The following is a 23,022-nucleotide window of genomic DNA, read 5'->3' as shown; positions in this document are numbered from 1 at the left end:
CTCTACAAATTTAACTAATAAAGGCTAACGCGCCCAAATAAGTTTAAGTTTTTTCTGCTATTTTTTATTGTTCAAGTAAACTATAAGCAATGTGCATTATTAAATTTTAAGGTTTTAAGATGATTGAGTATCCAGTCGACCAACTCCCGCAGTTAATAAACGATTTACTGCAATGCGAAACAAGTGAGCAAAAAAGTCAGCTTTTAGCCGATGCACAGCTTAATTTGTCTACTGAGCACCTGTCGCTACTTTTTGAGGCTATACCAAAAGAACAACGTCTAGAAATTTGGCAACTATTAGATAAAGACACGCAGCACGAAATATTTGTAACCCTTAGCGACGACAGCTGCTTATGGCTACTGCAAACTCTAGATGATAGCGAAGTATACGCGCTATTAGATGAGATTAATGTTGAAGAGTTACTTGAGCTAGAAGAGGTTATTCCTGAACGCTTTGTAGATTATGCAAAAAAACAACTCGATGAAGCACAAACTAAACAATACGATCTTGCTCAGCAGTATCCACCTGAGCAATTAGGTCACTGGGTAGGCTTCGACTTTCTAAAAATAACCGAAAAAGCAACATTAGCAGGCGTTAAAAAATTACTGCAAAAAGGGCTGCCGCAATACAGCGAAGTCGTTTATTTAGTTAGCCGTCAAGGTAGCTTAATGGGTGAGCTTGCAGTCAATGATTTAATTAAAGCCGATGAAGGCGATAACTTATTGACGCTGGCAAATTATGATTTTTCATCATTACACGCTGATGATGACTTATACGAAGCGGCAGAGGTAGTTATCCACAGTGAAAAAATGGCTATGCCGGTGGTCAATAGTGATAATAAATTGGTAGGGCGCTTAACGATTGGCTCGGCATACGAGCTTCGCCAGGAGATTGCCGACGAGGCTGCGGCCAAAGCGGGTGGTTTACGTGAAGACGAAGACCTGTTTGCTAGTGTAAGAAAGAGTGCTAAAAACAGGGGTATTTGGCTGGGGATAAACTTAGCCACTGCGTTTTTAGCATCGTGGTTTATTGGTTTATTTGGCGCAACAATAGAGCAGGTTGTGGCACTGGCGGTACTTATGCCTGTAGTGGCCTCTATGGGCGGAATTGCAGGTAGCCAAACGTTAACGGTCATAGTGCGCGGTTTAGCGCTTGGGCAAGTTACCGACTCTAACCGAAATGCACTTTTAAAAAAGGAGCTACGAGTGGGGGCTGTAAACGGCTTAGTGTGGGCCTTAGTGATTGGCGCGCTCACCTTTGTATGGTTTAGCGATATTATGCTTAGTATTACAATTACTGTTGCTATATTGCTTAACTTAGTGGCTGCGTCGTTAGCGGGTGTTGTTATACCGTCTATTTTAGACAAAATGAAAATAGACCCGGCGCTTTCTGGTTCTGTGATACTGACCACAGTGACCGATATTGTTGGGTTTGTAACTTTTTTAGGCCTAGGTAGCTTGCTACTTTTATAAGCTTCATTTACAGGAAATTATAATGACTTTCGATGTCATGATTTGGTGTGCAATTGTATTGTGTATTTCACAATCAGCTATGTTCTCGGGATTAAACTTAGCTTTTTTTTCGTTAAGCCGACTGCAACTTGAAATGGAAAGTGCAAAGGGCAACCAAGCCGCGATTAAAGTGATGGCACTTAGGAACGACTCAAACTTTTTACTTTCGACCATATTATGGGGAAACGTAGGTATTAATGTATTGTTGACGTTATTGTCAGATTCGGTACTGATAGGCGCAAGTTCGTTTTTATTTTCGACCGTTGCGATAACGATTATTGGCGAAATAACACCACAAGCGTATTTTTCACGCAACGCACTAAAAATGGCGAGTATGTTCTCGCCTTTAATAAAGTTTTATCAAATATTATTTTATATTGTTGCAAAGCCCACCGCTTTAGTACTTGATGCATGGCTGGGCAAAGAAGGTATTACTTATTTTGCAGAAAGCGAATTAAGAGGGATTATTCGTAAGCATATTGAGGCTGAAGAAGCAGATGTACAACACGTAGAGGGGATAGGGGCGCTCAACTTTTTTAGTTTAGATGAAATTAGTGTAACTAAAGAAGGTGAGGTTATAGACCCTGACTCAATTATTACGTTGCCAACAAAACTTGATTTGCCAATATTTCCCGAACTTACATTAAGCGCTGACAACGAATTTTTACGCCAATTACATAAGTCTGGTTATAATTGGGTAATTATTACCAACAAAGATGGCTGGCCGCTTCTTGTTGTTGATGCTGATGGCTTTTTACGGTCGGCACTTTTTGAGCCAGAAACCTTTGATCCGTATAGCTATTGCCACAGGCCGATAATTGTAACGGATGAGACAATGCGATTAAGCGATGTCATTTTAAAAATACGCGCTAATCACTCTCATGACAAATCTTTTGATGGTGCAATAGACCATGATGTTGTGCTGGTGTGGGGGGATGAAAAGCGTATTATTACCGGCGCGGATATATTTGGTCGGTTATTAAAAGGAATGAGCGCACCTAAGTTAGAACTCAACGAACATATTGAAATAATAAAGCCGCTTTAAGCGGCTTTTTTATACGATGGTTCACTCTTATAGGTTGTTTAATTAAGCGAATTGCTATTGTTTATAGTGATAACACGTTGCGGGAATGGGATCTCTATTTTCGCATTATTAATAACTTTGTACACACTACCGTTTATAGCAAGCTTGGTTTCTATTATTTTTGTTGTAGGTACCCAGTAGCGATAACTAATGGTTACGCCGCTATCGGCAAAGCGCTCTATGCCTACTTGAGAAAGTGGGTTTTGAGCCACTTGGTCGTGGGCCTTTAATACCTCTTCAATGAGGTTAATAGCAGTGTCGGCACAGGCACTATAAGCTATGTCTATTTCTCCTTTAACTAATGAGTAGCTAAACGAGTTGTGAATAATTTCACCCACTATGTGTTTGTTAGGGATAGTGATTTCTACTTTTTCTTCATCAATTAAAATGGTGTAACCCAGCTCAATAGTTTTTACTTGGCCGCTGACCCCTTTTACTTCAATGGTATCGCCTACTACAAAAGGGCGCGTTGCTATAATAGCAAGGCCAGCACCGTAGTTTGAAAGCATCCCTTGTAAGGCTAAACCTGCACCCAAAGAAGCTGCACCTATAGCCGCTACAAAGGGGGTAACACTGATGCCTATTTTGCCAAGCGCTATTACAACAACCATCACAATAAGCAACACTTTTACCACGTTACTGACAAAGCTGGTGAGAGTAATATCGACATTGTGACGAGTCATCAATTTTGCGACAAGGTTTGAGAGTTTTTTTGCAACCCACAAACCCAGTATAAGAATAAAAATAGCACCTAAAATTTGCACACTGTAGGTAACTAAATACTCAGTAAGCATGGTGTAGTATTTTTCAAATTGTTCTATTTCAGAACTGATCATAGCGGGCTCTTTATATTGGGTGTTTATTTTTTGCTAACTATAGCAAAGTGTTGACTAAAAAAGGATACAGTACGGGGACTATTACGGCGGTTAATAGCGCACTTAAGGCCATAGCAACCGAGGAAAAAGCCCCTATTTTGGGATGCTCATCAAGTGCTGCAGCGGTGCCTATTGCATGGCATGCAGTCCCCATTGCTATTCCTTGAGCTTGGTGGTTATTAACACCCACCCACTTAATGAGCATTAACCCAAAGAGCGCACCGAGTAAGCCAATAAAAATAACTAACGCAGCGGCAAGTGAGCTAATACCCCCTAAAGAGTCAGTAACGACTAACGAAATAGGTGTAGTTACACTTAAGGCAGCTACGGATGCGCTTAAGTTGGCGGGTACATCAAATAAAATACTTAAAATAAAGGCTACTACCGTAGCGTTAATAATGCCTAAGCTACACGTACTTACTATTAAAAGTAGGTTCTTCCTGACATGTATAAACTGTTGATACAAAGGTAGGGCCAGTGCCACTATAGCAGGCTCTAACAGCCAACTAAGCAGTTGGCTATGCGTGGAAAATTCAGCATAAGGTAAGTTTAAATTAACAAGCACTAAGGCAATAATCGCAATACTTAAAAACACCGGATTAGTTAGCGACTTTACTATGCTGTGTTGCCAGTTTTTATTAAACGCTCTTAATAGTAAAAACAGCAAAATAATAGCGGGCGTTGTTAAGTACCAAAGTGTAAGGTGCAGCTCAGTCATTATTATTTTTGCCTTTAACATAGCCAACGACGCTGCTTACCAGTAAAAGCGTACTAGCAGGGACGAGTAAAATAATCAAAACCAAATAGGGCCAATGCAGCTTAATAAGTGCAATGTGCTCGATAAATCCTACCCCCGCGGGTATAAAAAATATTGGCATAATATTTAAAATAGGGGAGGCTGAGGGTTTTATATGGTGCTCTTTAACTACACCTAATAGTAATAAACTCAGTAAAATAACCATGCCAAGGAGCGGTGCAGGGAAGCTACCACCAACAAAGTGCATTATTAATTTTGCGCACCCCAAGCACAGTAAAATAATGGCGCTGCTTAGTATGTACTTCATGAAAAAGGTTCATTAATTAATAGAGGCATTAACGTTAGCAGAGGCTCACTATTTTTACATGCTAATTTAGTCTTACCAGCGTTTTGAATTTGCATAGTTTATATCTGTTTTCCCTTTAGCTTTGGCGATTGCTTTTTTAGTATTTGGATTGAGTAACAAGCGAATTTGGCTAAGCGTTTCTTTGGCTAAAATTTTTCGTTGGTTTGCTGTATAACTTTGCTGAGTAACGCGCTTTATTGCTGCTAGGGTATCAGGGGAGCGCTCAAGCAATATATTTAACATGCGCTGCGTGGCCTGTTCGGTATTGTCTGTAAGCTCTGTAACTAGGCCTAGCTCATAGGCTGCGCTTGCACTAATAGGGTTTGCATGGCTTGCCAGCCACAATGCTTGGTCGCGTTTTAATAAGCCTGTAAGCACCACATTAGCACCCATATCGGGGCATAACCCCCAACGCGCTTCCATAATGGCTAGTTTTGCCTGGGTATCCACAATTCTGTAGTCGGCGCCCAATGCTATTTGTAACCCACCTCCTAAACAATTTCCATTTATTTGTGCAATAACCGGTACGCTTAATGACTGCCAGCCAAGTACTACTTTTTGCGCTAGGTTTTGATTGCCGGGCAGCCATTTTAGTAATAGCCTTACAATGTTCAAAGGTGAAGCCATAACCCCAGCCACATCAAGCCCTGAGCAAAAATGATCGCCATCACCTTTTATCACTACAGCGCGAATACTGTTATCTTTTTTAATACGTTTAATAGTGCTGTTTAATTGCATGAACATATCAAAGCTAAGTGCATTTTGTTTTTCTGCGCGGCTTAAAATAACGTTAGCAATGCCTTGTTGTATTTCTAGTTTTATCATTGCGCTTTCCTATAGTTGTGTGTTTGAGCTTATGATGTACGCTGTGCTAAGTAAAGTAACGGTTTGTTTTATAATAAAAAATAAATTGAATTATTTTAAACTTTTTTAGTCAAAGCGCTTTGAATCTTAGTTAAGCTTAACCACACATGAGTTGGTAACAAAAAAGTCATTATTTTTAGCTGTTTTTTCTCAAAACACAGGTGAGTTTTGATATTATGTGCGCACTTAAAATGCATTGAGGTTTTACCCATGTCAGGCCCACGTTTATATAGCGAAGAAGAAGTTACCCATCAAGCGTATGATATTTTTTTAGAGCTGGCGCCAAACAATCTTAGCGAACAAGATGTTGAAGACTTTAACGAATACCGAGAAGAACTTGGGTTTATTGAGGAAGGCGAGCCTGATGAGCAATGGCAAAACTTTGTAGCACTTGAAATAGAGCCGGAGTTATTTGTGCAAGTGTTAGTGGGGTTAGAGTTTGAAAACGAAGATGTGTTATTTGCAAAAATTTTAATTAGCCGTGATAAAGACGCGCCGTTTTGTCATATTTTGTGGAAAGAAACAGAGCACGCTGAGTAAGCCGTTTTGTTTGTATGTGCTAGAGAGTTTACCGTGCATAAGTATTTACTATTCGTGTTTTTAATAATGAGCAGTTGTTGTTGGGCTGTTGATCCATTTGAAGACTTTCATGAATATGGGCAACTCTCTGATGAAGAAATTCATGAGCTACATAAAGGCGAAATGCTCTATGGCGATACTGAGTTTGGCTTGATTTTGAGTAAAGGTAATACAAACTCTACCAGCTTTAAATTTAGAGGGAATTTATACCAAGACTTCGAAAAATGGCGCAACCAGTTTAAATTAGACACCTTATATAAACGCGATGAAAATGATGACACAGGGCAAACAGACGTAACAGCAGATCGTATTTTTGTCTCAGCCCAGGGTAACTACAAGGTGGGCGTTAAAAATTCTTCATTTTTTATTTATGGCGACTACGAAGAAGATAAATTTAGCGGCCTCGATTACAAAAGTACGGTGGCGACAGGCTATGGTGCTAGGGTTTACCAAGGTGTAAAAAATAAAGTAGATATTGATATTGGCCCCGGTTTATATCGCTCTGTCGCTGATGATGAGTCAGAGGTAAGCGAAGAAGATGAAAACAAAACAGGTTATTTAGTTCGTATTGCAATGCAGTGGGAGCGTTTGGTATCAAAGCGCACGCGCTTTAATCAAGATGTGAGTATTGAGCAGTCTTTGTCGGGGTTAAATTCACGTTTGAAGTCAGAAACCGCTTTGATTAGCCAAGTTATAGGTGCGGTATCGTTAAAGTTTGCTTACATGTATCGTTATAATTCAAAACCTGAAGACGATAACCTTAAATACGACTCAGAATTAAGCGCCACGTTGGTGTACAGTTTTTAATAATAAAGAGAGCGCTATGTATCAGCATAAACAATATGCGGTGTTTATATTTTTTGTTTTAGCATGGATAGGCGGCTTTGTAGCCTTAGCCTGGAACTTAATGGGCGCCGATGTGCCATTAATGGTATTTGCCGGTGTACTCGTTTTAATCGGTTTTTTGTTTCATGGTTTAACCGTAAAAGTTGACGAGCAAACAATTAGTTGGGCTTTTGGTCCTGGCGTTGCAGGGCAACGATTAGCGCTTGCAGACATAGTAGAGGCTAAAGCGGTGCAAAACTCCTACCGCCACGGTATTGGTATTCGTATTACGCATGATGGGTGGGTTTACTCTGTATCAGGATTTAGCGCGGTGCAGTTAACCTTAAAAGACGGTACTAAGTACCGAGTGGGAACAAACGATCAGCAAGGCTTATTAAGTACGCTTGAGGAAAAAATAATACCCAGTGAGCTTCCGTTAGAAGAGCCCGCCCCATTAAAAAGCGCGACCTACAACAATATGTTATAAAAAAGCGCCTTAGGCGCTTTTTATAAACGGTGATATGATTAGTGATCGTGACCACAACCGCCTTCACCGTGCACGTGACCGTGCGCAAGCTCTTCTTCGGTTGCTTCGCGCACCTCTAAAATTTCTACATCAAAGTTAAGGGTAATACCCGAAAGCGGGTGGTTGCCATCAACTATAACGTCTTCATCTTGAATTTCGATAATCATCACAGATTGATCGCCATCGTCGGTAGAGGCTCTAAATTGCATACCTACTTCAATCTCCATGCCATCAAACATCGACTTAGGCACCGCTTGCATTAGGTTGTCGTGACGTTCGCCGTAGCCTTCTTCAGGTTCTACTTTAACATTTAATGTATCACCGGCTTGCTTGCCTTGGAGTGCATTTTCAAGCCCTGGGATTAAGTAGCCTGTGCCAATAATAAAAACTAGTGGCTCGCCATCAAAAGAGTTATCAATGGTATTGCCATCGTTATCCAGTACTGAATAATGCATTTTTACTACTGTGTTTGGTGCAACGATCATAGTCATTCCTATTTATTCATCTTCAAGAGAGTAAGGTAAAGGCAGAATGCTTAGCTCTACCTGAGGGGTGTGCTTTGCACGAAGTACGTGTGTACTTGGTGTATCGTTTGGCAGCACAACAAGGCCAAATAAGGTTTGGCTATTTTCGTTATAGCTTTGGGCAATTAGTTTACCAGCGCGGCGCCAGTTTTCGCCTACTTGGGTTTCAAGTTCTGGCTCTTCAAGTAAGCCATCGCTTTTACCTGTAACAATATACATAGCGCGTTTGTTTTTACCTAGGTACTTCATACGGGCAACCGTTTCTTGGCCGGTGTAACAGCCTTTTTTAAAACTAATGCCGTTAATCGCTTGAAGGTTTACCATTTGTGGTACGTATTCGCCAATGGCGTCACTATTTAATTGTGGCTCGCCCGCTTTTATAGCGGCTTCTTGCCATAGCGAGCAGTTGTCTAATGTAGAGACATCATCTGGCATACTAAATTGGCTATCAACCATTAGTAAAACGCGATTTGGCGCTAACTTAAGCGCTTTACCACTTGGGAAGTCACAGGCCGTCTGGTCATCACAAAAACGAATATCAAGTTTTTCTAGTACTGGGGCTAAATCGTCACTGATCAACCCAATTAATCTGTTCGTAGAAACATCAATATCTACTTTGGCAAACACAGCGTATTTTTTTAGCTCACTGAGCGACTGTTCCACTTCAGGCTGCGAACCTGCTAGGTAGTAGCTATCTTGGTGAGAAAATAATTTAAATACACCCCATAGCTTACCTTTGGCACTACAATGACCAGCCCATAAATAATTGCTGTTAGATAGTTTATTGAGATCTTGAGTGATTTGTCCGTGAAGATAAGACAATTTATCCGCACCGGTTAGGCTAATAAGTTGGTGAGATAACGGACATGCATAAACGCTCGACATAAAAACCTTCTGTGCAATACAAATGAGCTGACATAATAACGCAGTTATAACCTAGGGTACAGCAACGAAGGTGGGCAGCTTTTATTATTTGAGCACAGATTAATAGCTGCTAATTATGCGGGTATTTGTTAAACTCGGGGCAATTAAGTATGAGGTTTAAAATGACTGAAATTCATAGTAAAGCACGTATACGCTGGGCTTGTCGCCGCGGCATGTTAGAGTTAGATGTTTTGTTTATGCCGTTTGTAGAGCAGGCGTATGATTCGTTAAACGCACAGCAACAGGCTGTATTTCAGCGTTTGCTAACCCAAGAAGACCCAGACTTATTTGCTTGGTTTATGGGCCACGAAGAGTGTAAGGACGCTGAACTTAATACCATGGTATCGCTAATTTTAGACCGAGTACGTGTATAGGTTTACGGTAGTAAATAATAAAGCAGAACATCAGCCTATCGTGCTGTTTTTCTGCTTGTTAAGTGTTGTTTTAGGGCTTTATTTAAGCTCTTTTTTTAGCGTTGTTATTTGTTTAACTATAAATACAATTGCGTTTTACTGGGTATGGCAAAAAATAGTGGCTATTCACCCAGACAATGGCGTCATTATTTTAGAGCCTAAGCAAATACGCTTTGAAAACGAAAGCCTAAAGGTTCAGGGGCAATTAACCCCTAAAACAAAAATATTAAATACCAGTGTGTGGTTACATGTTAAAGGCTTTAATAAACGCCAGTGGCTCATTATTTCAGCCAAAGGCGTAGATAAACAAAGCTACGCACGTTTAAAGCGCGCAGCACTGATTGCTATTAATGGCGAGGTGGAGTCAAAATAGTGGGTGTTGGGTTTTCTTTTTGCTCAGGGTAATCAATAGTATAATGCAGGCCGCGGCTTTCTTTACGTAGCATTGCACTTCTAATTATAAGCTCGGCTACCTGTACTAAATTACGAAGCTCTAATAAGTTATTACTTACTCTAAAGTTTGCGTAATAATCATGTATTTCTTGTTGTAATAACTCAACTCTGTGTAGCGCTCTCTCTAAACGCTTAGTGGAGCGCACAATACCTACATAATCCCACATAAACAATCGCAGCTCATGCCAGTTATGGGTAATTACTATTTCTTCATCTGAGTTGCTAACGCGGCTTTCATCCCAACTTGGAAGCGCTACAGGCGCAGGCGCGTTATCTATTTTACTTAAAATGTCTTTGGCAGCAGCGTGAGCAAATACAATACACTCTAATAAAGAATTGCTCGCCATACGGTTTGCGCCATGTAAGCCTGTATAGGCTACTTCGCCTACAGCGTATAGGTTATCTAAATCGGTTTTACCATTAAAATCGCTCATAACACCCCCACAGGTGTAATGCGCGGCTGGAACAACGGGGATGGCTTCTTTGGTTATATCAAGCCCTACACTTAAACACTTTGCGTAAATAGTAGGGAAGTGCTCAATAATAAAGTCTTTATCTTTGTGGCTAATATCTAGATATACACAATTTGCACCTAAACGCTTCATTTCAAAGTCGATAGCACGGGCTACTATGTCGCGTGGTGCCAGCTCTTCCCTGTCGTCAAAGTCTTTCATAAAGCGAGTGCCGTCGGGGCGCTTTAAATACGCTCCTTCACCACGCATAGCTTCGGTAATTAAAAAGTTTTGCAATTCTGGGTGATAAAGGCTGGTGGGGTGAAATTGGTTAAATTCCATATTCGCTACTCTACAGCCTGCACGCCACGCCATGGCAATACCATCACCGCTAGATACATCAGGGTTTGACGTGTACAAATACACCTTACTTGCACCACCTGTTGCCAGTGCAACAAATTTAGCGGAAATAGTTTCTACTTTTTTTGCTTTTTTATTCCATACGTACATGCCATGAATATGCGAACCCGCTTTACCTAGACTTTTATCGCTGATTAAATCGATGGCATTATATTGCTCAAGTAAGGTGATATTTTTATGTGCTTTAACTTGGCTAATCAATGTAGTTTGTACAGCCTTACCTGTGGCATCGGCTGCATGCAAAATACGGCGATGGCTGTGACCGCCTTCGCGAGTTAAATGAAAGCGCTCTTTTCCTTTGCTGTCAAACTCCATATCAAAAGGAACGCCTTGTTCAATAAGCCATTGTAAACACTGGTGCGCATTACTTGCTGTGTAATGCACCGCTTCTCGGTCACATAAACCACCACCGGCATCAAGAGTATCTTCAACATGTGATTCTATGCTGTCGTTTTTTTTATCAAATACAGCGGCAATGCCGCCTTGCGCATACAGTGTAGAGCCTTCGGTAAGGGCACCTTTACTGATCACAGTAACATTACAATAGTTAGCTAAAGACAATGCAAGCGATAAGCCCGCCGCGCCGCTACCGATAATAGCGACATCAGCAATATGATGTTTATTTTGGTTCATGTCAGAGGTACTTTGCGGTTACAATGCTCAAATTAGAGCAATATTTGTTTTTAATAGTGTAGTTGTATCATATTTGTCATATTACTACGTAGTGATTTTAATGGCTTAGCGCCTATATTTACGACTATTTTATAAAAAAATAATATTAAGCAGAACTTTTTATTCATAAAGAGGTCAGAGTATTTGTGAACAATGGCGACACTATGAATAACCAGCAAGAATCAAACAGAGGAGTACCGGCTCGAATGAGCGAGCAGGAATTAGATTTAGCGCTTGTAAAAAGGGTCCAGCAAGGAGATAAAAACGCCTTCAACCTATTAGTAAAGAAGTATCAGAACAAAATTGCAGGGTTAATATCACGTTATGTGTCTAACCAAGGCGATATTGCAGATGTAGCACAAGAGGCATTTATTAAGGCTTACCGTGCACTTCCAAACTTTAGAGGTGATAGTGCCTTTTATACGTGGTTATACCGTATTGCCGTTAATTGTGCTAAAAATTATTTAGTAGCTCAGGGCCGTAAACCGCCAGCAAACGATATAGACGCTGAAGATGCCGAGTTTTACGACGGTGCGGACTCGATGCGATCAAACGCATCGCCTGAAAACTTACTGTTAAGCGACGAAGTACGCGCTGTTATTTTTAATACGATTGATAGTTTGCCTGAAGACCTGAAAACCGCGATTACCCTAAGAGAAATTGAAGGGATGAGCTATGAAGAAATAGCCGTGGTAATGGATTGCCCTGTAGGGACAGTGCGTTCGCGTATTTTTAGAGCCCGAGAAGCAATAGATAATAAATTAAACCCATTAATAGGCGAGTCTTAGTATGACAAAAGCACACGTTAACAAGTTGGATAGCGAAACGTTATCAGCATTACTTGACGGCGAACAACACCTTGCAGAGGGTAAAATTTCTGATCAGGATGTTGCTACGTTTGGTCGATATGCGCTAATTGGTGATGCGATGCGTGCTCAAAAAAATAACAACGACATACACATCGATATAAGCGAAAACATAGCGTTAGCACTTGAAAATGAACCTGTGTATGCTGATTTCACCCAATCGACAGTAAATAAAGCTCCAGAGACAGAACAAAGTGAAGCGCAGCAAGATAATAAAGTAGTGGCGTTTAATTGGCGCAGGCCGGTTGCACAACTAGCCATTGCTGCAAGCGTCGCTATGTTTGCTATTGTTGGCGTAAATACCTTACCGCAAGGTGCGGGCGAGCAAGAAAGCGAAATTCCGCTTTTACAAACTACCCCGCTAACAGGGATGGCATCACCGGTGAGCTATTCATCAGAACCTGCTCTTGAAAACGCTGAGCAAGGTTTACGCGAATTACAGCAACAGCGCATTGGCGCGTTAGTTTTAGAGCATCAACGTCAAGCACGTGTTGCACACTCTTTACAAACAGCGCAAAATAGTGACAAAGCGCAAGAGGAAAAAAACTAATTAAATGAAAGTAATCTCTTTTGTTCTGTCGTTAGTAGTAAGCTTTACTGTTTTTGCTAACGACACAAACCCCGCCAAAGATTTATTACTAAACATGGCGAATGCAGTGCATACCCGTAATTTTGACGCCTCTTTTGTGGTGGTAAAGGGTAAAGCTATGGAGCCCTACCGTTGGGTTCATGCAAAGCAAGGTGAAACAGAGCTTGAACATTTAAGTTTACTTAATGGCGCGGGCTTAGAAATGGTTAGAATTAACGACCAAGTAACCTACTTTGAACCGCAATCGCAGCCATATTCTATCAATACAGACTCCATTGCAGGGCCAATACCGGAAGTATTATTTAAAGATATTGAAGCGCTAAGCAGTCAATATGATTTTGTGCTAGGTGGTAAAGGGCGTATTGCAGGGCGAGCGGCGCAATTGGTTAGAATAGAATCAAAAGATGAATACAAATATAACTATTGGATTTGGCTTGATACAGAGTCATCGCTGCTATTAAAAGCCGCTTATGTTAACCACCAAGGTGAAGCATTAGAGCAGCTACAGTTAACCCACATTAGTGTAACAGAACAACCGGCACCGATGATTTTAGAAGTGCTTAATCGTAATTTTCCAACACCGTTACCGGGTAATGCACTGGAAGGTGAAAAAAGCAATGCCACAAACTGGCGCATTGGTTGGTTACCTAATGGCTTTAAATTACTAAAATCAGACCGCCATAAACTTGATTTAAATAATGAACTTACTGATTATTTTTTATACTCAGATGGGTTTGTTGAAATTTCTGTTTTTGTACAGCGACCTTTGCCAGGTCGCCGCTTAAGCGGATCATTAACTTCTGGCGCAACGACAATTTATGTGCATAATGGCGGAAACTTTGATGTATCTGTTGTTGGTAATGTGCCAAGTCAAACCGCAAAGGCAATTGCTGAGTCAGTGACTCGCGCATTATAAACAATTCGTAAGGGTTGTTATGATTGAACAAACACTTACAGTGGTAGCCTTAGAAGGCACCACTGCCCATTTAGAAGCCCAGCAAAAAAAAGCCTGTGAAGGCTGCAATGGCCGCTGTGGCTCGCAAGTCTTTGCCAAACTCTTTGGTAGTGATAAAAAAACCTTTCCATATCAATTCGATACGCCTGTAGAAGTCGGCCAAAAAGTAACGCTGTCATTAGACGATTCGCATTTAGTTAAACATGCTTTTGCTGTATACATGTTGCCTTTATTTTTAGGATTAACGCTTGCATTTATTAGTGCAGAATTACTACTTTTAGCGCAAGGGTGGCAAATATTATTCGCCGCTTTGGGTGGTGTAGGTGGTTACTTTTTAGCTAAAAGCAAAGTAAAAACACTCAGGCATGATGTAAAAGTGATAAAAATTCATCCAATTAGCCTTCCTTTAACGCAAATAGATGGTGATTAAGGCCAATTAAATGTAAAATTGGCTTTTTATACCAGAGTAACTTGGAAATACAGGGTAAAAGGCAATCAATAATTAGATTAGCTAAAATGTATTTAGCCATTAAATAGCACTTGTGCCCAATAAGTATTTTCAAGTCACTCAGGTGTTCGTACTTAGCCTATTAATATAGAAGTTTAGAATCCAGTTTATGAAGCATATCCGTAATTTTTCGATCATCGCCCATATTGACCATGGTAAATCGACCCTTTCTGATCGTTTGATCCAGGTTTGTGGTGGCTTAACAGACCGCGAAATGCAAAAGCAAGTGTTAGATTCAATGGACATCGAGCGTGAGCGCGGTATTACCATTAAAGCGCAAAGTGTAACGCTTAACTACACCGCTAACGATGGCGAAACCTACCAACTTAACTTTATCGATACACCAGGGCACGTTGACTTTACTTACGAAGTTTCTCGTTCTTTAGCGGCATGTGAAGGTGCGCTTTTAGTTGTAGATGCGGGACAAGGTGTTGAGGCACAAACGCTTGCAAACTGCTATACCGCCATTGAAATGGACTTAGAAGTAATCCCTGTTTTAAATAAAATAGATTTACCGCAAGCCGATCCGCTTCGTGTAGCAGAAGAAATTGAAGATATTATTGGTATTGATGCCCTTGACGCTGTGCAATGTAGTGCTAAAACAGGTGTGGGTATTGCTGAAGTTCTTGAAATGATTGTTAAGGATATTCCACCTCCAGTAGGTGAGAAAGATCAACCTTTACAAGCGCTTATTATTGACTCGTGGTTTGACCCATACCAAGGCGTTGTATCACTAGTGCGTATTAAGCACGGTGAACTACGTGCCGGTGACAAAATAAAAATAATGTCGAACGAGCAAGTACATATTGCAGATCACGTGGGTATATTTACCCCAAAACAAACTAATACAGGTATTTTACGTACTGGCGAAGTAGGGTTTGTTATTGCCGGTATTAAAGAAATACATGGTGCCCCAGTGGGTGATACCATTACGCATCAAAAAAATGCGGCACCGGCACGTTTACCTGGCTTTCAAAAAATTAAGCCGCAAGTGTATGCGGGTATGTTCCCTATTGCCTCTGATGATTATGAATCGTTCCGTGACGCACTTAATAAACTAAGCTTGAATGACGCATCATTATTTTTTGAACCTGAAAATTCAACAGCACTAGGTTTTGGTTTCCGTTGTGGCTTTTTAGGTATGTTGCACATGGAAATTATTCAAGAGCGTTTAGAGCGTGAATACGATATTGATTTAATTACTACGGCACCTACGGTAATTTACGAAGTTGTTACTAAAGAGGGTACGCGTCAAATAGATAACCCGTCTGATTTACCAGCGGTTAATGATATTGTAGAAATACGCGAACCAGTAGTAGAGGCAAACATACTTGTACCGCAAGAGTTTTTAGGTAGCGTAATAACACTGTGTATAGAAAAGCGCGGCGTTCAAACTAAAATGAGCTACCATGGTAAGCAAGTCGCTGTAACCTATGAATTACCTATGGCTGAAGTGGTTATGGACTTTTTTGATAAATTAAAGTCAACCAGTCGTGGTTTTGCATCGCTTGATTACAACTTTAAGCACTTTCAAACATCTGACATGGTACGTGTTGATATACTTATCAATGGTGAGCGTGTTGATGCGTTAGCGATTATTGTACACAGAGACAGCGCACAATCGCGCGGCCGCCAACTAGCTGATGCATTAAAAGAGCTTATTCCGCGTCAAATGTTTGATATTGCGATTCAAGCAGCAATAGGACAACATGTTATTGCGCGTACCACGGTTAAACAATTACGTAAAAACGTAATTGCTAAGTGTTACGGTGGTGACGTGAGCCGTAAGAAAAAGCTACTGCAAAAGCAAAAAGATGGTAAAAAACGAATGAAGCAATTGGGTAATGTAGAAGTACCTCAAGAAGCGTTTTTAGCTATTTTAAAAGTTGGCAAATAAAAACAAAGGATTATAGATGGCTGGTTATTTCTCAGTTTTATTGGTGTTATTAACATTAGGCTCAGGTTTAATATGGTTAATTGACCACCTAATGTATGCGCCAAAAAGGCAAGAGCGTTTGGCGCTTGCACAAACCTCAGCCGGTGGCCAGCTTGATGAAGAAACAGCGGCATTAATTGCACCTGAGCCGGCAATTACAGAAACGGCAAAATCGATTTTTCCGATGATTGCTGCAATTACTATTTTTAGATCGTTTATTTTTGAGCCTTTTCAGATACCATCGGGTTCAATGATGCCAACACTGTTGGTGGGCGATTTTATTTTAGTACAAAAGTACTCGTACGGCGTTAAAGATCCTGTATGGCGTAGTCAGCTTGTTGATGTAAGCGAGCCTGAGCGCGGCGATATTGTTGTTTTTAAATACCCGTTAGATGAGCGAGTAGATTATATTAAACGTGCTATTGGTTTACCGGGCGATAAGATTGTTTATCGTGACAAGCGTTTATATATTCAACCTAATTGTAAAGAAGGCGAGACCCAGCAGGGTGACCTACTTTGTAATGAGTTTAATAAAATTGATTTTAAATTAATTAACGATAATGAGTTTAAACAAGGCCAAATGTCGCTTGCCCGTGTAAATGAAGATTTAACAACACTCAAGCACGACATTTTAATCAACCCACGCGCGCCTGAACGTAAAGGGCGTTACTATCAGCAACCCGGTACTCCTTCGGATGAATGGACTGTACCAGCTGATCATTATTTTATGATGGGTGATAACCGCGACAACAGCCAAGATAGTCGCTTTTGGGGCTTTGTACCAAAAGAAAACTTGGTGGGTAAAGCTGTCTTTATATGGATGAGTTTTGAATTTGAGAATGGCCCAGATGATGTTTTACCAGGATGGGTTCCAACTGGTGTTCGTTTTGAACGCCTAGGTAATATTCAGTAACAATGAAAAAAAATGTAACAGAATTATATAAACGAATTGGCTATGAGTTTGCTGATCAAGGTTTACTTGAGCAGGCAATGACGCACCGCAGTCATAAAGGTCAACACAACGAACGTTTAGAGTTTTTAGGCGATTCAATTTTGAGCTTTGTAATTGCTAACGCCTTGTACGACAAATTTCCAAAAGCCCGTGAAGGTGATTTAAGCCGAATGCGCTCTACGCTTGTACGGGGCCAGACACTGGCTGAATTTGGTCTCGAGTTTGGTTTAGGCGATTATTTACGCTTAGGCCCAGGCGAGCTTAAAAGCGGTGGTTTTCGTCGTGAATCAACGTTGGCTGATGCCGTAGAAGCTATTATTGGTGCTGTGTTTTTAGACTCAAATATAGAGCGTTGTGGCGAGCTAATTTTAGCGTGGTACGAATCTAGACTTGATGCTATTTCACCAGGGCTTAATCAAAAAGATCCTAAGACCTTGCTGCAAGAGCATCTACAAGCGCGTAAGTTATCTTTACCGGGCTATACCGTGGTTGATACCAAAGGGCAAGCGCACAATCAAACGTTCACGGTTGAATGTATAGTTGAAGGTATGGAAAGCATTATTTCTGTTGGTAGCTCGCGCCGTAAAGCCGAACAAAAAGCTGCCGAAAAAGCATTGAAGATACTAAAAAATGAATCTTGATACCTTAATACAGCCTCATGAAGGGGATATTGATACGTTTTGTGGCATGATTGCCATTGTTGGCCGCCCTAATGTAGGTAAATCAACATTACTTAATGAAATCATTGAGCAAAAAGTAAGTATTACTTCGCGTAAGCCACAAACCACGCGCCATCGTATTATGGGGATTCACACTGAAGGTAAGCATCAAGCTGTTTATATTGATACGCCGGGTCTACACGTTGAAGAAAAGCGTGCTATTAACCGCTTAATGAACCGTGCAGCATCGAGCTCAATAGGTGATGTAGAGCTGATTATCTTTGTTGTTGAGGGTACTCACTGGAATGCCGATGACGAAATGGTACTTAATAAAGTATCGCAAAGTGGTAAGCCTGTTTTACTTGTTATTAATAAGATAGACCAAGTAAAAGACCGCGATTTAGTATTACCGCATATGAAAATGCTGGGCGATAAATTTGATTTTGTGGGCATTATGCCGGTATCGGCAACCCAAGGTAAAAATGTTGATTTAATAAAAGCAGAAGTAACCAAACGCTTACCGCCGTGTGAGTTTTACTTTCCTGACGACTATGTAACCGACCGCTCAATGCGTTTTATGGCGGCAGAAGTTATTCGTGAAAAGCTAATGCGCTTTATGGGCGAAGAGCTTCCTTACTCTGTTACTGTAGAAATTGAGCAGTTTAAATGGCAAGAAAACGGTGTTTGGCATATCAATGGGTTAATTCTTGTTGAGCGTGAAACCCAAAAACGCATGGTAATTGGTAACAAAGGCGAAAAGCTTAAAGTGATTGGCCGTGAAGCCCGTAAAGATCTTGAAGAAATGCTCGATAACAAAGTATTTTTAGAGCTTTGGGTTAAAGTTAAATCGGGTTGGGCCGATGATGAACGTGCCTTAAGAAGCTTAGGTTATGGCGAAGATTAACCCGTATTTAGCCTACTAATATGGATAGCGACTTCTACACAGCGTACCTATTACATCGGCGTCCTTATAGCGACTCCCAAGTAATGCTCGATATGCTGGTAGAAGGCGTAGGCCAGCTTAGAATGCTGGCGAGAATTAGTGGTCGCCAGGCCACTAAACACAAAGCACAACTTCAACCTTTTCAGGCACTGCTTGTTCATTACAGTGGCAAGTACGATTTAAAATACATTAATAAATTTGAGCTCCATGGCAATCCTTTATATTTAACCAAGGATAAACTTTACTGTGGCTTTTATTTAAACGAGCTAACGAATCGCATAGTGCCGGTAAATGAGCCGCTTGAACAAGTATTCGAGCTTTACAAAACTCACCTCGAAAATCTCAATACCGATGTTGATTTACAGTCAGTGCTGCGCTCGTACGAGTTTCAGTTATTAGAGCTTTTAGGTTATGGCGTTGATTTTAGCTTTGATGCCAGTGGTGAGCCAATTGTTGAAGGCCAAACGTATAGTTACTTTCCTGAGTTGGGTTTTTTGATTCAGCAAGATACACGCTCAGGGTTTAGCGGTGCACAGCTCAAAGCGATTGCTAATCATGATTTTAGCCAAAGTGATGTACTCTATATGGCAAAACAATTAAGCCGTTATTTACTAAAACCTTTACTAGGTAATAAACCATTAAAAAGCCGTGAATTATTCATGGCCTCTCAATAAGCATATTTTACAGGTAACAAAATGAAAGACATTCTTTTAGGCGTGAACGTTGATCATATCGCAACGCTTCGCCAAGCGCGTGGTACATCATACCCAGACCCAGCACATGCGGCCAGTGTGGCGGAGCATGCTGGTGCAGATGGGATCACTATTCATTTGCGTGAAGACCGCCGCCACATTCAAGACCGTGATGTATACGTAATGGCTAAAACGATTCAAACGCGTATGAATCTTGAAACAGCGGTTACCGATGAAATGATTAACATTGCTCTTGAAGTAAAGCCTGAGTACGTGTGTTTAGTGCCGGAAAAACGTGAAGAATTAACGACTGAAGGCGGCCTAGATGTCGCCGGCAATATAGATAAAATTAAAGCGGCTACTAAAACACTTACCGATGCAGGTATTAAAGTGTCATTATTTATTGATGCCGATAAAGCGCAGCTAGATGCAGCTAAAGCATGTGGTGCTCCGTATGTAGAAATTCACACAGGCGCCTATGCCGACGCTACTAATGATGAAGATTTACACAAAGAGCTTGAGCACATTCGAGAGGGTGTAAAATACGCGGCAAGCTTAGGCTTAATAGTAAATGCAGGGCATGGTCTTCATTATCATAACGTAAAACCGATTGCAGCAATGCCAGAAATTTATGAGCTTAACATTGGCCACGCTATTATTGCGCGCGCAGCTATTGATGGCCTTGAAAAAGCAGTACGCGACATGAAACGCCTAATGATTGAGGCAAGGTTATAAATTTAACCCTATGGTGGCGCGCCATTTCATAGAAATACTTAATAAAGTAAAAAGGTATAAAAACCGGTTAAAAAGCGCATTTACTGCGCTTTTTTATTACGTGTTTATTAGCGTTGATGCTCGGTAACACTTGCATCTGCCATGAGGTTTTCCAGCTCATCCTGTAGCTCAAATAATTCAGGCTCAACATTATCAAGCACACAGTCACTTTTAAGTGAGGTTTCTATGGTTTCTGCCAGTGATTTAAGCTTAGGCACCCCGGTATAACAGCACGCGCCATGGAACTTATGAATAACACTTAATACTGTTTGGCAATCGTTTTGCTCAATAGCCTCGTTAAGCTGCGAGAGCGTCTCTGGCACACTATGTAACAGCATATTAAGCATTTCCAGCGCCAGTTCACCTTTGCCGCCAGCACGCTGTAGCGCAAGCGACCAATCTAAGCAGTTACTTTCAAATGGAGCAGGGCTTTGAGGCGTTACATTTTTAATTTTGTCGCGGGTTACGGGCGATTGCGGACTATGATCGCAAATAATTTGGCTGAGCATATCCTCATCAATAGGCTTAGTTAAATAGCCTTTAAAGCCATCTTTTAATAGCTGCTCTTTTTCACTGTGCAGTGCATGCGCGGTTACCGCAATAATAGGCGTGTCTTCGTTTAAAGAAGACTCTTTAATCAGCTTACAGGCGGTAATGCCATCCATTATCGGCATTTGTATATCCATAAAAATAACATCGTACTTGTGGCTTTTACTTAAGCTGTAGGCTTGAGAGCCATTATATGCGGTGTCTATAAATTCAACCTGTTCTTTTAATAAAGTGCAAATAAGTTTTAAGTTTGCATCGTTATCATCTACCACCAGTACTTTTAATGGCAATAAGGTTTGATCGCTTGGCTCAATATTTAAGGTTGGGTGATCAAGTCGATAAGGTGCAGCGAGTACTTCACATAATTTACGATGATTAAGTGGCTTACTTAAACACGCATCGGCGCCGCTGCCAATAAATGCCTCGCGCATATTATGCGATACAGTATTGAGCATAAGGTATAAATAATCGCACGACTCGCGAACCATATTCACATAGCCTTTAAGACGCTGCATGTCATCTACCGATGCCATATCACCAATAATACAAATATCGTATTTAAACATTTTATGCTTGATGGCATCTAAAAATGCTGCCTCATTAAAGCAGGCCGTTACAACTGCTTCCCACTCGTTTAATACAGAAAGCACCGAGTGGTGCGTATGCTCATGTGGCTCTAAATATAATACGCGTTTACCAATGAGCGATTTAGAAGGTAAGTCGTTACTAAATGTATGATCTGGTAATCTAAATACACCATTGAAGGTAAAACAGGTGCCGCTTCCAGGAGCTGAATTTAGCGTTATTCGGCCATTCATAGCCTCAACAATGTGTTTAGTAATGATTAAGCCTAAACCGGTGCCGCCAAATTTTCGGGTGATGGATGAATCAGCCTGGCCGAATGCGGTAAATAGTGCATCTTGTTTGTCCATTGGGATACCCACACCAGTGTCGGTTACTGAGACTAAAATAGAGGCACGGTCTTCATCTAATAAACGGTAGCTTATATCAACCTTTATTGAACCTTTTTCGGTAAACTTAATGGCGTTGCTTAACAAATTAATAAGGACTTGTTTAAGGCGTGTTGGGTCACCCGTTAAATCATCAGGTACCTGCGGGTTAATATATATCGATAGCTCAAGTTGTTTTTCATGCGCCGAAGGAGCTAATAATGTCATTACCTCGTTTACGCTATCGCGCAGTTGAAACTGGATTGATTCAAGCTCCATTGCGCCCGCTTCAAGCTTAGAAAAATCTAAAATATCACTAATAATTGTCAATAAACTATTGGCTGAAAGCTCTATGGTATCGAGGTAGTCTTTTTGATGTTTATTTAAAGGTGTTTTATACAACTGCCGCGTAAAGCCAATAACACCATTGAGCGGGGTACGTAACTCGTGACTCATTTTGGCTAAAAAATCTGACTTTACACGGTTCGCATCTTGCGCCTCTTTTTTGGCCATGGTTAGCTGAATATTTGAAGTTTCGTATTGCTCTAGGGTTTCGCGATAATCACTAGTGGCCTGATCAATATTTTTCTGCATTTCGTCCTTTTGCATAACCATAGTGTGGGCAATGGTATTAAGTCCTTCACGCAGCAGTTCAAACTCTCCCATCATGGTATCGTTTAAGCCCGTATCTCTTTTACCCTCAACTAGTTTATCGGTTGCAAGTACTAACTTATTAAGTGGGTTCATAAACATACGGCTAAGCTTAAGAGCCAAAATAGAGGCCAATATTATTGCAAATAAAATAACAATGCCGCTAATTAAAACTGCTCGCTGCTGCCCTATAATGGCTTGGTCTTTATTAAGTTGTAAAATAACCGTGCCAAGCGGAGTTTGAAAGTCATTAATATCCCATTTTGATACTGGCGCAGAGTGGTTAAAAATAGGGGTGTAGAACGTGATTAACTCTTCAGATTTATTAATTTTAGTTGTGTAAAGGTTTTCAATTTGCGCTTTTTGGGTCAGCTCATCAAATGAGCGATGATAGTTACTGGTCATAATAAGCTGATTGCTGGTATCAAAAATTGCAATCGACTTAATAGCAGGGGAGTGCTTATTGTGTGTGTAACTAATTAAGCGATTAAGCAGTTTTTTATTTTTTTCTAGTAAAGGCTGCTCTAACGCAATTGCTAAGGGTTCAGATATTGAGCTGCCTTGCTGATATAAAATTTCATCAAGCTCAATGTAACGATTTATTGTAAAATAGCCGCCAAGTAACAAACCAATGATCACTGTGGGGATCAAGGTTAAGGTTAAAACAGAATCACGTAAGCCTAATTTGGTCATAATGGAAGCGTTATTATCATTATTAGTATGCACCGAGTATATACGGTTCAACGGCTATTCTCAAAGCATCTGATTTGCTT

At 40.7% G+C, this 23,022-nt stretch carries 25 protein-coding genes; 17 read left to right on the top strand and 8 right to left on the bottom strand.

Annotated features, from left to right (window positions below; translation table 11 throughout):
• Positions 1 to 119 precede the first annotated feature (119 nt).
• Together QUE46_RS12520 and QUE46_RS12515 are read left to right on the top strand one after the other, a co-directional pair.
• Positions 120 to 1,472 carry a magnesium transporter gene (locus QUE46_RS12520; protein WP_286245025.1) on the top strand — a complete coding sequence of 451 codons (1,353 nt, stop codon included), beginning with the start codon at positions 120 to 122 and terminating at the stop codon, positions 1,470 to 1,472.
• A 22-nt stretch (positions 1,473 to 1,494) separates the two neighbouring features.
• Positions 1,495 to 2,556, top strand: a complete 1,062-nt coding sequence (locus QUE46_RS12515) for a DUF21 domain-containing protein (RefSeq protein WP_286245024.1) — start codon at positions 1,495 to 1,497, stop codon at positions 2,554 to 2,556.
• A gap of 38 nt (positions 2,557 to 2,594) precedes the next feature.
• Here the strand turns inward: QUE46_RS12515 and QUE46_RS12510 are convergent, their stop codons facing one another.
• From QUE46_RS12510 to QUE46_RS12495, 4 genes are all read right to left on the bottom strand, one after another.
• Positions 2,595 to 3,431: a mechanosensitive ion channel family protein gene (locus tag QUE46_RS12510; RefSeq protein WP_286245023.1), complete on the bottom strand. Its 837-nt coding sequence runs from the start codon at positions 3,429 to 3,431 to the stop codon at positions 2,595 to 2,597.
• A 37-nt stretch (positions 3,432 to 3,468) separates the two neighbouring features.
• Positions 3,469 to 4,188: an LrgB family protein gene (locus tag QUE46_RS12505; protein WP_286245022.1), complete on the bottom strand. Its 720-nt coding sequence runs from the start codon at positions 4,186 to 4,188 to the stop codon at positions 3,469 to 3,471.
• A complete protein-coding gene (locus QUE46_RS12500) occupies positions 4,181 to 4,534 on the bottom strand; it encodes a CidA/LrgA family protein (protein ID WP_286245021.1) in 354 nt (117 codons plus the stop codon). Before QUE46_RS12500 ends, QUE46_RS12505 begins: the two co-directional genes overlap by 8 nt.
• Before the next feature lie 72 nt (positions 4,535 to 4,606).
• Positions 4,607 to 5,398 (bottom strand): crotonase/enoyl-CoA hydratase family protein, encoded by a 792-nt coding sequence (locus tag QUE46_RS12495; protein WP_286245020.1) that lies wholly within the window; start codon positions 5,396 to 5,398, stop codon positions 4,607 to 4,609.
• Between the two features lie 249 nt (positions 5,399 to 5,647).
• Here QUE46_RS12495 and QUE46_RS12490 point away from each other — a divergent pair, with 249 nt between their 5' ends.
• From QUE46_RS12490 to QUE46_RS12480, 3 genes are all read left to right on the top strand, one after another.
• Complete coding sequence (locus tag QUE46_RS12490; protein WP_029771932.1) at positions 5,648 to 5,977, top strand: HI1450 family dsDNA-mimic protein; 330 nt, start codon at positions 5,648 to 5,650, stop codon at positions 5,975 to 5,977.
• 66 nt (positions 5,978 to 6,043) lie between these two features.
• Entirely contained in the window at positions 6,044 to 6,823 is a 780-nt protein-coding gene (locus tag QUE46_RS12485; protein ID WP_374761406.1) for a DUF481 domain-containing protein, read from the top strand.
• A 16-nt stretch (positions 6,824 to 6,839) separates the two neighbouring features.
• Positions 6,840 to 7,328, top strand: a complete 489-nt coding sequence (locus QUE46_RS12480; protein ID WP_286245018.1) for a hypothetical protein — start codon at positions 6,840 to 6,842, stop codon at positions 7,326 to 7,328.
• A gap of 38 nt (positions 7,329 to 7,366) precedes the next feature.
• Here QUE46_RS12480 and QUE46_RS12475 read toward each other — a convergent pair whose 3' ends face one another.
• Both QUE46_RS12475 and QUE46_RS12470 read right to left on the bottom strand, forming a co-directional pair.
• Complete coding sequence (locus QUE46_RS12475) at positions 7,367 to 7,852, bottom strand: peptidylprolyl isomerase (RefSeq protein WP_004586217.1); 486 nt, start codon at positions 7,850 to 7,852, stop codon at positions 7,367 to 7,369.
• 12 nt (positions 7,853 to 7,864) lie between these two features.
• Positions 7,865 to 8,776, bottom strand: a complete 912-nt coding sequence (locus QUE46_RS12470) for a folate-binding protein YgfZ (RefSeq protein WP_286245017.1) — start codon at positions 8,774 to 8,776, stop codon at positions 7,865 to 7,867.
• A gap of 161 nt (positions 8,777 to 8,937) precedes the next feature.
• On the opposite strand from QUE46_RS12470, the gene QUE46_RS12465 reads away from it, so the two are divergent.
• Both QUE46_RS12465 and QUE46_RS12460 read left to right on the top strand, forming a co-directional pair.
• A complete protein-coding gene (locus tag QUE46_RS12465; protein WP_004586219.1) occupies positions 8,938 to 9,189 on the top strand; it encodes a succinate dehydrogenase assembly factor 2 in 252 nt (83 codons plus the stop codon).
• Positions 9,182 to 9,601, top strand: a complete 420-nt coding sequence (locus QUE46_RS12460; protein WP_286245016.1) for a hypothetical protein — start codon at positions 9,182 to 9,184, stop codon at positions 9,599 to 9,601. The genes QUE46_RS12465 and QUE46_RS12460 overlap by 8 nt, the downstream gene beginning before the upstream one ends.
• On the opposite strand, the gene nadB is transcribed toward QUE46_RS12460, so the two are convergent.
• Positions 9,576 to 11,186, bottom strand: a complete 1,611-nt coding sequence (nadB, locus tag QUE46_RS12455) for an L-aspartate oxidase (RefSeq protein WP_286245015.1) — start codon at positions 11,184 to 11,186, stop codon at positions 9,576 to 9,578. The genes QUE46_RS12460 and nadB overlap by 26 nt on opposite strands.
• 245 nt (positions 11,187 to 11,431) lie before the next feature.
• Between nadB and rpoE the strand changes: the two genes are divergently transcribed.
• The 10 genes from rpoE to pdxJ all read left to right on the top strand — a co-directional run bounded on the left by rpoE (position 11,432) and on the right by pdxJ (position 20,060).
• Complete coding sequence (rpoE, locus tag QUE46_RS12450; protein WP_004586222.1) at positions 11,432 to 12,013, top strand: RNA polymerase sigma factor RpoE; 582 nt, start codon at positions 11,432 to 11,434, stop codon at positions 12,011 to 12,013.
• Between the two features lies 1 nt (position 12,014).
• Complete coding sequence (locus QUE46_RS12445; protein ID WP_286245014.1) at positions 12,015 to 12,641, top strand: sigma-E factor negative regulatory protein; 627 nt, start codon at positions 12,015 to 12,017, stop codon at positions 12,639 to 12,641.
• A gap of 4 nt (positions 12,642 to 12,645) precedes the next feature.
• Positions 12,646 to 13,596, top strand: a complete 951-nt coding sequence (locus QUE46_RS12440) for a MucB/RseB C-terminal domain-containing protein (RefSeq protein WP_286245013.1) — start codon at positions 12,646 to 12,648, stop codon at positions 13,594 to 13,596.
• A 19-nt stretch (positions 13,597 to 13,615) separates the two neighbouring features.
• Complete coding sequence (locus QUE46_RS12435) at positions 13,616 to 14,065, top strand: SoxR reducing system RseC family protein (protein ID WP_256845357.1); 450 nt, start codon at positions 13,616 to 13,618, stop codon at positions 14,063 to 14,065.
• A 187-nt stretch (positions 14,066 to 14,252) separates the two neighbouring features.
• Positions 14,253 to 16,040, top strand: a complete 1,788-nt coding sequence (gene lepA / locus QUE46_RS12430; RefSeq protein WP_286245012.1) for a translation elongation factor 4 — start codon at positions 14,253 to 14,255, stop codon at positions 16,038 to 16,040.
• Positions 16,041 to 16,056: 16 nt separating this feature from the next.
• Entirely contained in the window at positions 16,057 to 16,992 is a 936-nt protein-coding gene (gene lepB / locus QUE46_RS12425) for a signal peptidase I (RefSeq protein ID WP_286245011.1), read from the top strand.
• Positions 16,993 to 16,994: 2 nt separating this feature from the next.
• Entirely contained in the window at positions 16,995 to 17,672 is a 678-nt protein-coding gene (gene rnc / locus QUE46_RS12420; protein ID WP_286245010.1) for a ribonuclease III, read from the top strand.
• Entirely contained in the window at positions 17,662 to 18,594 is a 933-nt protein-coding gene (era, locus tag QUE46_RS12415; RefSeq protein WP_286245009.1) for a GTPase Era, read from the top strand. The genes rnc and era overlap by 11 nt, the downstream gene beginning before the upstream one ends.
• Positions 18,595 to 18,614: 20 nt before the next feature.
• Positions 18,615 to 19,307 (top strand): DNA repair protein RecO, encoded by a 693-nt coding sequence (gene recO / locus QUE46_RS12410; RefSeq protein ID WP_286245008.1) that lies wholly within the window; start codon positions 18,615 to 18,617, stop codon positions 19,305 to 19,307.
• A 21-nt stretch (positions 19,308 to 19,328) separates the two neighbouring features.
• The gene (gene pdxJ / locus QUE46_RS12405) at positions 19,329 to 20,060 is read left to right on the top strand and encodes a pyridoxine 5'-phosphate synthase (RefSeq protein WP_286245007.1); all 732 of its coding nucleotides are present in this window, start codon (positions 19,329 to 19,331) and stop codon (positions 20,058 to 20,060) included.
• Positions 20,061 to 20,167: 107 nt separating this feature from the next.
• Here the strand turns inward: pdxJ and barA are convergent, their stop codons facing one another.
• The gene (barA, locus tag QUE46_RS12400; RefSeq protein ID WP_286245006.1) at positions 20,168 to 22,942 is read right to left on the bottom strand and encodes a two-component sensor histidine kinase BarA; all 2,775 of its coding nucleotides are present in this window, start codon (positions 22,940 to 22,942) and stop codon (positions 20,168 to 20,170) included.
• Positions 22,943 to 23,022: the final 80 nt, after the last annotated feature.

Source organism: Pseudoalteromonas sp. MM1, from assembly GCF_030296835.1.
Taxonomy (GTDB): Bacteria; Pseudomonadota; Gammaproteobacteria; order Enterobacterales; family Alteromonadaceae; genus Pseudoalteromonas.
This window is presented reverse-complemented; position numbering and strand designations above follow the sequence as displayed.